Source organism: Pseudothermotoga hypogea DSM 11164 = NBRC 106472 (genome assembly GCF_000816145.1).
Taxonomy (GTDB): Bacteria; Thermotogota; Thermotogae; order Thermotogales; family DSM-5069; genus Pseudothermotoga_A; species Pseudothermotoga_A hypogea.
This window is the reverse complement of the sequence record NZ_CP007141.1, coordinates 487,562-500,851: the sequence shown is the minus strand read 5'-3', so window position 1 is coordinate 500,851 and position 13,290 is coordinate 487,562. Positions and strand designations below refer to the sequence as shown.

Genomic DNA, 13,290 nt, shown 5'->3' with positions numbered 1-13,290 from the left:
TGAGACATGAAAACAGAACGCGTGAGACTGGTCATTGTGCTCTCAGTGTTCGTCTTGGCTTTGCTGGCACTGCTCTGGCCGACGACGGACAAGAGTTACAGCGGCCTGGCACGGCTCTTCCAGCGTGTGAGGCTTGGACTCGACATAAGGGGTGGAGCGAGACTCGAGTACAGGGTCGACGTCGAACCCGGCGTTGAGAATCCCAGCCAAGTGGTGGACGACGTCTGGACCGTTCTGAGGAACAGGCTCGACTCTGCAGGCTACACCGAGGCAACGCTCAGAAAGAGCTTCAGAGAGGATCATTCTTTCATCATAGTCGAGATCCCGGACGTCACGGACACGACCAAGGCTGAAAAGCTTCTTGGCTCGGTGGGTATCATGTACTTCGGACAGGTGCTCGATGAGAGTTCGTCCGATCCAACCACCGATCCCAGGTTGATGGACCTTGCGAGGATAAAGAAAGCACGCTGGCTTCCCTCGCGAGAAGGCAAAGCGTGGTATCTGGTGAGGGAAGAGATCATGCTCGTCAAAGATCTCAAACTCGTTTCACCGCGCATCGTCGCAGCCAGCCCTGTTCCAGAAACACGTGTCGGACGTTTCGGCTACAAAGTGACCTTCGAGCTGGCGAGTAAAGACGCCGAGATCTTCAAACGCATCACGCAACAATTGGTTGTTCCAGAATCCGCCATAGGTACGGCGGCTGCTAAGGAAAAGAGGCTCGCGATCGTGCTCGACGACGTCGTTCAGTTTGCAGGTTATGTGATTTCAGTCATTCCGGATGGTAAGGCCGAAATCACTGGAAATTTCTCGCTCGAAGAGGCGAAACAGCTCGCCGCGATACTCAGAAGCGGTGCACTGCCCGCCAGATTGGAAAAAGTCTCCGCGGGATGGGTCGCACCGTTGCTCGGATCTGACATCATCAAAAGCTCGCTCATAGCTGGATTCATAGGTCTTGTCCTCGTCATGATATACATGATCGTCTTCTACGGTATCCAAGGTGTCGTGGCGGACATCGCACTCATCTACAACACTATCCTTCTACTCGGCGTGATGGCGGCTACACGTTCCATTTTGACCCTGCCCGGTATCGCCGGTATTTTCTTCACCATAGGTACAACGGTGGACGGAAACATCATCATAGCCGAGAGAATAAAAGAAGAGCTCAAAGCAGGTAAGTCCGTCAGGGCCGCGATCAGTGCGGGTTTCGAAAGAAGCTTCATCACGCTCTTCGACGCAAACTTGACCACGATCATCGCTGGTTTAGTGCTCTATTACTTCGGTACAGGCACTGTGAAGGGCTTTGCGATCACTCTGATCATAGGTGTCGCTGGCAGCTTCTTTGTGAACATGGTCCTTTCGAGGTTGCTCACCGATGCTTTCCACAGCTTCATCCGTATTCCTAAGGCTGTAGAAAGGGGAGTCGAGCCATGAAAAAGATCGACGTTGTGAGCAAGAGAACGGTTTGGCTTGGTATAGCAGCCTTCTTCGTTGTGCTCTCTTTGCTCTTCATCTTCACGCGCGGTTTCAACCTCGGCGTCGAGTTCGTCGGTGGAAGCGAAATCCTCGTTCGCGCCGAGGGAAACATGGTCGAACAGGACCTGCGCCAGGTTCTGAGTGAGATCTCGCCTGATTTTGCCGCCGCACGCGTCACGAGGGTCAGATCCGTGGGTGATCCAGCCGGGGTTGTGAAGTTCTCAGTCACCGTTTCGAAGACCTTCGACGCGGAAGAGAAATTCAAGATCGTGGAAGAGCTCGAAAAGAAACTCGAAGTTAAAGGTTTCAAAGCGGAGGTCGTATCCTTCAACGAGACGGGTGGTAGCGCCGCAGAAGAGATCAGAAGGCTCACTTGGAGGGCAATTTTGATCACACTGGTCGCGATTCTGGCTTACATAACTCTGCGTTTCAACTTCATCTTTGGTGTTGGAGCCATAGCAGCCCTCACACACGATGTTTTGGTGACTTTGGGATTCTTCTCCATTTTCAAATACGAGATCAACGTCCCAGCCGTTGCTGCCTTGCTCACGCTCATAGGTTACTCGCTGAACAACACGATCATCGTCTACGACAGGATCAGGGAGAACATGAAAAAGTTTAGAGGTAGAGATATCCCGACGTTGATAAACGAAAGTGTGAGTCAAATTTTGACGAGAACAATAAACACTTCCTTGACAACCTTCATACTCGTCTTTGTCCTGCTGTTGTTCGCGGGTAACACCATCAAGCCGTTCGCCTTCGGCATGAGCGTAGGTGTGATCGTGGGAACTTATTCATCCCTCTTCGTCGCAGCACCTTTGGTGATGAGGTGGGTGAGGTACAGATGACCCCCAGCCACGCTGGGGGTTTTTCATAATTCCAAAGAGCTGAGGTCTCCAACGACGAACTTCATCGCTTTTGGTAATTTCCCGTTTTGACTTATACTAACACCCTTGCCGATCAGCGATGAATCTATTCTCGCAGACAAATTGCTCAGCTTGCTCTCGTCCATCAGTATGGAGTTTTCCACCTCGCAGTTTTCCAAGATGACCCCGTTACCTATGGACGTGTAAGGTCCCACGTAGGAGTTCACGATCCTACAGTTTTCCCCGATCACGACCGGTCCTCTTATGAGTGAACCAGCTATGATCGATCCTTTCGCGACACAGACTCTGCCTTGAACAATCGTGCTGTCATCGATCTTTCCAGCGCATTCGCCATCTTCCATGGCATCGAGTATGCGTCTGTTCGCTTCGAGTAGATCTTCAGGTTTTCCCGTATCCTTCCACCAACCTTGTATCACGTGCGCCCTCACGACGTAGCCTTTCTGGACCAAATAGCCTATGGCATCTGTGATCTCTAGCTCTCCCCTCCACGACGGTTTGATGTTCTCTATGGCCTCGAAGACGCTCTTTCTGAACAGATAAACCCCCACGATCGCCAGATCACTCTTCGGCTCTTTGGGTTTTTCCTCCACGTGAACGATCCTTCCATCTTCTAGCACTGCGACACCGTAAGCTCTCGGATCCTTCACGCGCGCGAGCAACACGTAAGCGTCGATGTTTTCCGATTCGAAGCTTTTCACCACGCTCGAGGTATCCTCGAACACCAAGTTGTCTCCGAGCACCAAGAGGAAGGGCTCGTCTTTTAAAAATTCCCTGGAAATGAACACTGCGTGCGCTATGCCTTTGGGTTGAGGCTGAACGACGTACTCGATGTGCATTCCAAGCTGCGCACCGTCTTTCAGAGTCTCTTTGAACAACGCTTCGTTTTCTGGGCTCACCACGATCGCGATCTCGTTCACATTAGCCTTTTTCATGAACTCGAGTGTGTAGAAGATCACAGGTTTGTTGGCCACAGGTATCAAATGCTTCGCCGTCGTGTACGTCAAAGGCCTGAGCCTCGTTCCCTTACCCGCACACAGAACCAAACCCTTCATTTGCAAACCTCCTCACATGTTTATAGACAAACTGAAGGAAAATCCAACGAAAGGTTGTGAATTTCTCACGCCAAGCGTTCCGGCGAAGAACACGTCTTCGAGATTGAACGCGTACACCTCTTGCGATCGGTAACTGATCGTGGCTCTCAACGTGTTCAGCGATGAGATCTCTCCGATCAACCATCTCGTACCGCTGGGCATGCTCCCACCGTGCCAGGGTAGATGGGGTGTTCTGGTTCCGAAAATGACAGATTCCCATCCCAAGCTGAAGGTCCAATTTGCAAAACGATACTCGAAATCGATCACGCAAGCTATGTTGTTCTCGCCGTACTTGTAACCGATCATGTTCTTCTCGATGGGATAACTCGTTCCTTCGAAGAACACGTACTCGTAAGGTTTGTCGGCTCTCGTTCTTTCGAACGTGTAAGCGGTCGCACCTGCCACCTCTATCGTGAACCTCACGGGATCTCTTCGCCCCGAAAAACCTATCAAGAACGCGATCTTGTCAGGATTTTGATAGCTTTCCGGTGAAAGGAACCTGTTCATGTTTATGTCGTCAATGAGGAGTTCAGCGTAAGTGCGCCACGAACCACCGTGGAGAACAGCGTACGCTCCGACCATGGAGTTGTCATCCAACTGGGCAGGCCTAACACCCCAAGGAGCTGAAAGATGCCAGAACTCTTGAATTCCTGGAATAGGTATCGGGACAAAATAATAGTACGGATCGAAATATCTGTTCAGAAAAAGTACCGATTCCTGATAACCGATCTCCAGACCTTCCAGGGGTAACAGTAACAGTCTTCTGTACACCAAACCTTTCGCAGGCTTGTCTTCAGTCGAAAAGGTTCTCAAAACTGCCCAAAGGGTTTCCACAGATATTTTTCGGGAAAGATAGAACCACGTTACTCTCACAGTGGGGTAAGAAAAATCCTTCTCTGAGAGGAAAAGGTTGTAAAACTCTCCCGGCCCGACCGTGTTCTTCTTCACGCCCACGTCGACTTCGATGTTTTGCCCTCGATACTTGAAATAACCCTCATCCCAATACCAATAATGTCCCCTGAGAAAGTCGCCATATGGTGGAGTGACGATGTTGTCTTTTCTGAAACCACCGCTCGCGATGAATTCAGTTCCCATGAGCGGCACTATGAGACGGAATTTGATGGAATCGAAAACCTGCTTGAAATCGTACTCGAGCTCTGTTTCAATTTGAAAAGTCGCACCGAATAAAACCGCGGAGAAAACGAACAGCGCGACGAGAGTTCCCCTCACGTTCTCACACCATCCTTAGTAAATTATAAAACAGCACCAGCAGTTCTTTGCGAGGTCCTCGAGCCTTTTTGATATACGCATTGTACTCAAATTGTCTTTTTGATATAATAAATTCAGACCACTTCGAGGGGGTGTGTTTATGAGGAAACTGGTGGTGTTGGTGGCAGTCTTGTTGTGTGTCCTCGTGCTTGCAGGTGAAGTCAACATCTGGAGCTGGAGGAGCCAAGACGCCGAGGTGTGGAAGCAGGTTGAAGAGGAACTCAGGAAGATGGGCAAAGACATCAAGATCAACTTCACGGCGTTCGTACCGACTGAGTACGACGCCAAGATCGCCGTCGCGCTTCAAACGGGTACTGGACCAGACATCGTCTATTCCAGAAGACTTCCCGGCGGACGAACCCAGACGATGATCGAGAACGGGCTGTATCTACCCATCGACGAGTACATCGACTTCTCGAACTTCTCGCAGACCATTCTGAATTCTGTGACCTTCCAAGGTAAGAAGTATGGCGTCCCGTTCGCTGTCCAAGTTGTGGGTATCTTCTACAACAAGGAGTACTTCAACAAGTTCAAACTCAAAGAACCAGAAACTTGGGACGAGCTCGTTGAGATCGCCAAGACTTTGAAGAAAAACGGTATCACACCTTTCTTCATACCTGGAAAAGAGGCATGGACATTGACTATGCAGCACGCCATGTGCGGTGTGAGCGTCCTTGGACCGGAATGGATCAAGAAGCTCATCGATGGAGAAACGGACTTCCTCGATCCGAAGTTCACCGATCTGAACCGCAGGTTGAACGATCTCAAGGTTTACTACCAAGACGGCTTCTTGGCGAACTCCACCACAGACATGGACGCAGCCTTCGCCTTTGGTCAAGCGGCGATGGTGTTCTACGGAATTTGGGGTTATCAGAACTGGAAGAATTTGAACCCAGACATCGAAGTGGGTTACTTCATGGTTCCACCGCTCACGAAGGATCAAAAACCTTACGCGTACGTTTACATGGACGGTGCCATAACGCTCACGTCGAACGTGAAGAACCTCAAGGACTCCATCGAGGTTCTGAAATTCTGTGCAACACCCAAGTTCGGTACCATCTTCGCGAACATCACCTACAACATCCCCGCTGTTTCCGGAGCCGAATTGCCGAAGGTACCGATACTGGAAGAGGTCGTCGATGTGTATCTCAAGCATGCTTCTCCCTATGTGTACTGGGTCGGCTCGGTGTTCGTCACGCAGAAACCTTCGCTCTACGACGACGTGCTGAGCCCAGGCATGCAGGAGATGTACGCGGGCAGGATCACACCTGAAGAGCTCTCCAAGAAGGCTCAGGAAGCCATATCTCAGTGGTACGAACCGCTGAAGAAGAGACTTGGAAAGTGAACAGGACACGCCCCAGCCTTCGGGCTGGGGCTTTTGAAAAATGGGGTGAACGTGGATGAAGGTGAAAGCGAGGTACGTTCTTCTTTTCATCCTTCCAGCGCTTGCTCTCTACAGTTTGTTCGTAGTCTATCCTCTGTTCGATAGTCTGATGTTGAGTTTCTATTCGTGGAAAGGCGTTGGACCAAAGATCTTCGTAGGTTTGAAGAACTTCAGAGAGATGTTCTTCGGTGGTTTTTCAAAAGAAGTCTTCAACGCCTTCTTCCACAACATCTATTTCTTCATCGTTGCAGCGACACTCGAGCTCGGTCTTGGTTTTCTGATAGCATTCCTTCTTGCGAGCAAGCTCAGAGGAGCAAAACTCTTCCGCACAGTGGTGTACATGCCCAACATGATACCTCTGGTGATCGTTGGCTTCATGTGGAATCTGTTTTTGAACCCGCAGATAGGACTCGTGAACAACTTTCTCAAATTCATAGGTTTGAAAAGTCTTGCCAGACCTTGGTTGGGTGATCCATCCACGGCGCTCTTGAGCATCATCTTGGTGAACACGTGGAGGCACCTTGGTTTTTATGTTCTGGTCATCCTCGCTGCGATTCTGAACATCTCACCAGATTTAATCGAAGCCGCGTACATAGATGGCGCTAACAACAGGAAGATAGCAACGAAAATCGTTCTTCCGTTGGTTCTACCGACCTTCAGAACTTTGCTGATACTGTTGTTCATAGGAAGCTTCAACGTCTTCGACATGGTCTACGCCATGACCGGTGTGCAAGCAGGGCCTTTCAGGAAAACCGACGTACTCGGCACGGTCTTCTACAGAACAGCCTTCGGTGGACTCGGCAGTGCTTACACAGACATGGGACTCGGCGCAGCAGTCACTGTGTTTATCTTCGCCATCGTGATGCCCCTTTCGATCCTGTACGTTTTTCTCGTCGAAAGAAGGGAAAGGGCATGGTGAGACTCACTAAGACTGGGACGATCTTAGCCTACGCTTTCTTGACGATCTACGCGTTGATCATAGTCGTACCCTTCACGATGATGGTCATGAACTCTTTCAAATCCATGAGAGAACTCTTCTTGAAACCTTTCTCGTTTCCATCCACCTTCAAGTTCGACAACTTCTCCAAGGCGTGGAACTTCGCCAAAATCGGAGTTGGTTACAGGAACAGTTTGCTCGTCGCTGGGGCGACTGTGATCGTCGTGGTTTTGCTTGCGAGCATGTTCGCTTACATGGTCTCGAAGTACGATTTTTCTTTCAGAAGGGGCGTTTTCCTGTACACCATGCTGGGGCTCGCTTTACCTGCGAGGCTCGCCGTTATACCCATATTCATCCTTCTCAGGAACATGAACTTGACCAACTCGTTGGCAGGTCTCGTCTTGATCTACAGCTCGGTCAATCTTCCCTTTTCGATCTTCATCTTGAAGAACTTCATAGATGCTGTGCCTAACGAGCTGTGTGAAGCGGCGCGCATAGACGGAGCGAGCGTGGGATACATCTATTACAAGTTGATTCTTCCGCTCACCAAACCTGCACTCTCCATAGTTGCCATCGTGACCTTCGTCAATGTCTGGAACGACTTCTTCTTCCCGTTGATCCTCATAAACGATCGATCCAAAGCCACGATCACGCTCGCCGTGTCCATATTCTTCGGTGAATACTCGATCCAATGGCCTCTGTTGTTCGCGGGTCTCACTCTCTCGATAGCTCCAACCGTTATACTCTTCTTGATCTTCTCTCGGTTCTTCATCGCTGGCATGACGCAGGGGGCGATCAAGTGAAGACTGTCAAACTCGGCTTGGACGTCTTTTTGGAAAAGTTCGTCGATCGTTACAAGAACTTGCGCATCGGTCTGATCACCAACGCGACGGGGATCAACTCTGAGCTGAAGAGAAACGTTGATCTCTTCATGGAAAAAGGTCTGAAACTCGTCAGACTCTTCGGGCCCGAACATGGGATCTTCACAGCGGCGGCAGACGGTGCAAAGGTGCAAGATTCGATCGAACCGAAATATGGCATAGTCGTCCATTCTCTCTACGGTGAAAGGCTCAGACCCACCGAGGAGATGCTTTCAGGCATCGATGCACTCGTTTACGACATCCAAGACGTCGGCCTTCGTTTCTACACCTACATCTACACGATGGCCTACTGTATGGAAGAGTGTGGCAAGCACAAAATCAAGTTCGTCGTCTTGGACAGACCGAACCCACTTTCGAAGAAAATAGAAGGGCCCACGATCGAGAAAGAATTTGAGAGCTTCGTCGGAGGTTATGAACTTGCACTCAGATACGGTTTGACGATCGGAGAGCTCGCACATTACTTGAACGAAGAATTTGACATGAACGCGGAACTCGAGGTAATAAAGATGGAAAACTACGATCCTGAGAGCTATTTCGACGAAACTGGCTTGCTATGGAACACACCTTCGCCCAATCTACCATCGTTAGAGCACACGATCCTCTACGCAGGTTTCTGCCTTCTGGAAGGTGTGAACGTCTCTGTGGGTCGCGGAACGACGCACCCGTTCAAGTTCATAGGCGCTCCTTGGATCGATTCAGCAAAACTCTACGAAGAATTGAGAAAGTTCAACCACGAAGGTGTTGCCTTCAGAGAGAGGTTCTTCGTCCCGTTCGCTTTCAAGTTGTCCAACCAAGTGTGTCGGGGACTAGAGTTCTTCGTCACGGATAAAAGGAAGATCAAACCTTTGCACCTTGCGGTCGATCTCATCTCGTGTCTGAAAAGGCTTCATCCAGAAAGTTTCCGCTGGGACAGCTACGTGCACGATGAAACTGAGAGGTATTATTTCGACCTGCTGGTCGGAAGCGACTTCTACAGAAAAGCGATCGACGAAGGCGCCACGTCGAAAGACTTTGATAGAATCTGGAACAAAGAGTCATTCAAATTCTCTCAGAGAATCGAAAAGCACAGACTCTATTGAGGAGGTTCACCGCGTGGCGCGCGTTTATTTCACCGACTTGAGCACAAACAGCAACATGAATCTGCTTCAAAAGTTTTCTCTCCTGCTCGATAAGATTGGAATAAACACCCTCGCGAGAAAAGACGAGTTCGTCGCGATAAAGCTTCATTTCGGCGAGTACGGCAATCTCGCGTTCGTAAGACCACAGTATCTGAGAGTGCTCGTGGAGAAGCTGAAGCCTTCCGGTGCGAAGATCTTTTTGACCGACGCCAACACCTTGTACGTGGGTCATCGCAGCAACGCGGTCGATCATCTTTTGAACGCGTACCTCAACGGCTTCACGATGGACGTGGTGGGTGCCCCAGTGATCATTGCCGACGGTTTGAAGGGAAACGATCAACTGATCGTGAAGGTGGATGGAAACTACGTCAAGGAAGCGAAGATAGCTTCTGCGATCGCGTTGGCCGACGTTCTGATCTTCGTCACGCACTTCAAAGGGCACGAGCAAACAGGCTTCGGTGGTGCGCTGAAGAACATCGGGATGGGTTGTGCGTCCAGACAGGGCAAGCTCGAACAGCATTCAGACTCCAAGCCGAAGATTGTCGAGAGCAAGTGCGTCGCTTGCAGGACGTGTGAAAGGTTCTGCCCTACGGGTGCGATCAGAGTTTCGAAAATCGCGAAGATCGATTATGACGTGTGCATAGGTTGTGGCCAGTGCATCGCCGTGTGCAACTATGGAGCCGTGGAGCCGAGTTGGGACAGCTCGGCGGAACTTTTGAGCAAGAAGATGGTCGAGTACGCAAAAGCTGTCTTGAAAGACAAGCGCGCGATCTTCGTAAACTTCATCGTGAACGTCTCACCCGATTGTGATTGTTGGCACGTGAACAGACCTGCGGTCGCACCTGACATCGGCATCGCGGTGAGCGATGATCCTGTGGCGATCGATCAAGCGTGCATCGATTTGGTGTTGAAAGCCACCCACCAAGATCCCTTCCTTCAGGTTCATCCCAACGTGAGTTGGGAAACTCAGCTTGCCTACGCAGAACAGATCGGACTTGGAAGTAGAAGATACGAGCTCATCGAGGTCGCTTGTCATTTGAAATGATCCCACTTGACGATCCAAGAAAGATCGGCTATCATATCAAAAAAGTTCGCACTGCAAATCAAAGGAGGGATCTCGGTGGAGAGTTTCGCGTTGCTCAACGCCACGGTTTTCGTCGGTGACGGTTCGATCCTCGAGAAGGCCGTCGTCTTGGTAGAAAAAGGTCGTATCGTGAAGGTTTCAAAGCTCGATTCAACCACCATCCCCGCCGGTTTTTCCCGCATCGATCTTGACGGTCTCTTTCTCATGCCGGGTCTCATCGACGCGCATTTGCATCTGACGGGCATGCGCTCTGGTGATTCTGTCAAGGAACATCTCTTGGTTCCGTACGAAACGCTCGTGGCGCGCGCCGTGAAGGACTTGGAATCTCTCATCAACGCGGGTTTCACGACCATCGTGGACGCAGGTGGTTCCATCGCCGTGAATTTGAAGAAAGCCGTACAAGAGAAAACGATCGTCGGACCGAGGATCGTCGCCGCAGGACCTTCTCTGTCTCAAACCTTCGGCCACGGAGATGCGCACTATCTACCCATCGATTATGTTGATCCAAGGACTTCGAAGTTCAAAACCCCCTTTGGTTCTTTGATCTGTGACGGTGTGGACGAGTGCCGCAAGGCTGCACGCTACGCTTTGCGTTGTGGAGCGGACTTCATCAAGATCATGTCCACTGGTGGTGTGCTGTCAGAAAAAGACAGACCCGAGCAGGTGCAGTTCACCATGGAAGAAATCCAAGCCATCGTTCAAGAAGCGAGACACGCGGGAACGTTCGTCCATTCGCACGCACAGGGCACAGAGGGTATCAAGAACGCGTTGCTCGCTGGCGTGAAGGTCATCGCGCACGGCATATTCATCGACGAAGAGTGTTGTGAACTTGCGAAGAAGCTCGACGCGATCGTTGTACCAACGCTCTCCATCGTGGAACACATCATGCGCTTTGGTAAAGAGATAGGCATACCCGAGTGGGGCTTGAAGAAGTCCGAAGAAGTTTACAGAGCTCACGTCGAGAACATAAAGTTGGCATACCAACGCGGTGTGAAACTCGCCACTGGCACCGACTTTCTTGGAGGGATCAAAGCTTTCAGACAGGGTGACAACGCGCTCGAGATACTGCTCTTCGTTGAGAAACTCGGTATGAAGAAAGAAGAAGCCTTGGTCTGTGCAACGAAGCACGCCGCAGAAGCCGCTGGACTTTCGAAACAGGTTGGTACAATAGAAGAGGGCAAGCTCGCCGATGTGATAGTGCTGGAGAAGAATCCTTTGGAAGACGTCGAATCGCTCTTGAACGAAAAGAACGTCGTCATGGTCATGAAAGAGGGAGAGATCGTCAAAAACTTGTTGTGAGGTAAGCACGGTGCGACAACTGGAAGCCGAAAGGAAGCTTACGCTGGAAAGGGTCTTGGAAGTCTTCTTCACTATCTTGTTGATGCTACCATTCGTGACGAGCCTCCTTCTCGGGAGGCTCGTTCAAAGTGTTGGCTACTTCCTCTACGTTCTGGCAGACAGGTTCATCGACGTCTACAGCCACATCGTTCAACAGGACTTGCCGAACGTGTTGAAAAACCTTCTGCGACTCCATTTGGTCCTTCACTCTTTCTTCGGCCATTTTCTCAAATTCTACGATTCCGTTCCACTCTGGGACAAGGCACTGCATTTCTTTGGTTCTTTCACCATCGCGTTCTTCTTCTACCACGTTCTTTGCAAAGATTCGAAGTTCTGGCGATCGCTCAGCGATAAGATGGCGCAACTTGTGTCTTTCTTGCTTGCCAACTTCGCTGGCGTGCTCTGGGAGATAGCCGAATTCATCGCGGACAAAATCTTTTCAGTCAACGCTCAACGTGGCTTGGACGACACCATGTTCGATCTGATCTTCAACGTTTTTGGAAGCTACTTTGCAGTTCGTATCGGAAGAAAATTTTTGAAGGAGAGAAGAACATGAGCCGAAGTTTGAAACAAGATGCGCTCACGATCGTTGAAGAATCGATTCGGCACGTTCTTCCAGACAACGCGGTGAAAGAGAAGTTGAAAGAGCTGAACCTTTCGCGCGTTGTGCTCGTCGCGATAGGAAAAGCCGCTTGGCGAATGGCGAAAGCTGCCAAAGAGGTTCTGAAAGAAAAGATAGAAAAAGGCATCGTCATCACCAAGTATGGCCACAGCGAAGGTGAGATCGAAGGTCTGGAAATCTACGAGGCCGGCCATCCCGTTCCAGACGAAAACACGATCAGAGCCACCGAACGTGCTCTCGAGATCGTGAAAGATCTGAGCGAAGAAGATACCGTTTTGTTCTTGATCTCTGGCGGTGGTTCTTCGCTCTTCGAAAAGCCCAAGGGTAGCGTCACCTTGAAGCAACTTCAGAATATCACCGATCAACTTTTGAAGAGCGGAGCGAACATAGGCCAGATCAACGCGGTGAGGAAGCATCTTTCTGAAGTCAAAGGTGGCAGGTTCGCGCAGAAGGTCTTCCCCGCGCGTGTGGTGTGTCTGATCCTCTCGGACGTTCTGTTCAACAGGCTCGATGTGATCGCATCGGGTCCAGCCCATCCAGACCTCAGCACGAGCGAAGATGCCTTGAACGTGCTCGAAAAGTACAACGTGCAGGTGGATGAGAATGTTCTCAAAGAGTTGAAAGATGAAACGCCGAAAATCCTTTCGAACGTGGAAAGCTACATCGTCGCAGATTTGAAGCTCGCCTGCGAGAAGGCCGTCGAAGTCGCCGAAAGGCTTGGCTACAACACCGCGATCTTGACGACGAGCTTGGAGTGCGAAGCGAGAGAAGCAGGCTTTTTCGTCGGCTCGATCGCGAAAGAGCTGGTCCTTCACGATAGACCTGTGAAAAGACCTTGCGCGCTCGTGCTCGGTGGAGAAACCGTGGTGCGCGTCAAAGGAAAAGGAAAAGGTGGAAGAAACCAAGAGCTCGCGCTCGCCGCGGCGTTGAAGATAGCAGGCCTCGATGGCGTCGTGGTTTGCTCGATCGGCACAGACGGCACCGATGGCCCCACCGATGCCGCAGGTGGTGTAGTGGATGGGAAAACGGTTCAAAGGATCAAAGACTCAGGCTTCGATCCACAAGCGTTCTTGGAAAACAACGATTCGTACAACGCTCTGAAAATCTCAAACGATCTTCTCATCACAGGTCCGACGGGCACGAACGTGAACGATCTAATCTTGATACTGGCGAAATAGATCTCGCCGTGCCACTTGAACCTTCTGG

12 protein-coding genes are annotated in these 13,290 nt (G+C 50.6%); 10 read left to right on the top strand and 2 right to left on the bottom strand.

Features of this window, described 5'->3' with window-relative positions:
• The first annotated feature begins 6 nt into the window (after positions 1-6).
• Together secD and secF are read left to right on the top strand one after the other, a co-directional pair.
• Positions 7-1,431, top strand: coding sequence for a protein translocase subunit SecD (gene secD / locus AJ81_RS02630; protein ID WP_031503814.1), 1,425 nt, complete (start codon positions 7-9; stop codon positions 1,429-1,431).
• The gene (gene secF, locus AJ81_RS02625) at positions 1,428-2,321 is read left to right on the top strand and encodes a protein translocase subunit SecF (RefSeq protein WP_031503812.1); all 894 of its coding nucleotides are present in this window, start codon (positions 1,428-1,430) and stop codon (positions 2,319-2,321) included. The genes secD and secF overlap by 4 nt, the downstream gene beginning before the upstream one ends.
• A gap of 23 nt (positions 2,322-2,344) precedes the next feature.
• On the opposite strand, the gene AJ81_RS02620 is transcribed toward secF, so the two are convergent.
• Positions 2,345-3,412, bottom strand: coding sequence for a glucose-1-phosphate thymidylyltransferase (locus tag AJ81_RS02620; RefSeq protein WP_031503810.1), 1,068 nt, complete (start codon positions 3,410-3,412; stop codon positions 2,345-2,347).
• Between the two features lie 12 nt (positions 3,413-3,424).
• Positions 3,425-4,681: a hypothetical protein gene (locus AJ81_RS02615; protein ID WP_031503808.1), complete on the bottom strand. Its 1,257-nt coding sequence runs from the start codon at positions 4,679-4,681 to the stop codon at positions 3,425-3,427.
• A gap of 139 nt (positions 4,682-4,820) precedes the next feature.
• Between AJ81_RS02615 and AJ81_RS02610 the strand changes: the two genes are divergently transcribed.
• The 8 genes from AJ81_RS02610 (at position 4,821) to AJ81_RS02575 (ending at position 13,262) form a co-directional block, all read left to right on the top strand.
• A complete protein-coding gene (locus AJ81_RS02610; protein ID WP_031503807.1) occupies positions 4,821-6,065 on the top strand; it encodes an ABC transporter substrate-binding protein in 1,245 nt (414 codons plus the stop codon).
• Positions 6,066-6,120: 55 nt separating this feature from the next.
• Positions 6,121-7,023, top strand: coding sequence for a carbohydrate ABC transporter permease (locus AJ81_RS02605; RefSeq protein ID WP_031503806.1), 903 nt, complete (start codon positions 6,121-6,123; stop codon positions 7,021-7,023).
• Positions 7,017-7,844, top strand: coding sequence for a carbohydrate ABC transporter permease (locus AJ81_RS02600; RefSeq protein ID WP_031503804.1), 828 nt, complete (start codon positions 7,017-7,019; stop codon positions 7,842-7,844). The genes AJ81_RS02605 and AJ81_RS02600 overlap by 7 nt, the downstream gene beginning before the upstream one ends.
• Positions 7,841-9,001, top strand: a complete 1,161-nt coding sequence (locus AJ81_RS02595; protein ID WP_031503802.1) for an exo-beta-N-acetylmuramidase NamZ family protein — start codon at positions 7,841-7,843, stop codon at positions 8,999-9,001. The genes AJ81_RS02600 and AJ81_RS02595 overlap by 4 nt, the downstream gene beginning before the upstream one ends.
• Positions 9,002-9,014: 13 nt before the next feature.
• A complete protein-coding gene (locus tag AJ81_RS02590; RefSeq protein WP_031503800.1) occupies positions 9,015-10,085 on the top strand; it encodes a DUF362 domain-containing protein in 1,071 nt (356 codons plus the stop codon).
• A 75-nt stretch (positions 10,086-10,160) separates the two neighbouring features.
• A complete protein-coding gene (locus tag AJ81_RS02585; RefSeq protein ID WP_031503798.1) occupies positions 10,161-11,423 on the top strand; it encodes a metal-dependent hydrolase family protein in 1,263 nt (420 codons plus the stop codon).
• A gap of 10 nt (positions 11,424-11,433) precedes the next feature.
• Positions 11,434-12,018, top strand: a complete 585-nt coding sequence (locus AJ81_RS02580) for a hypothetical protein (protein ID WP_051368806.1) — start codon at positions 11,434-11,436, stop codon at positions 12,016-12,018.
• Positions 12,015-13,262: a glycerate kinase type-2 family protein gene (locus tag AJ81_RS02575; RefSeq protein ID WP_031503794.1), complete on the top strand. Its 1,248-nt coding sequence runs from the start codon at positions 12,015-12,017 to the stop codon at positions 13,260-13,262. The genes AJ81_RS02580 and AJ81_RS02575 overlap by 4 nt, the downstream gene beginning before the upstream one ends.
• Positions 13,263-13,290: the final 28 nt, after the last annotated feature.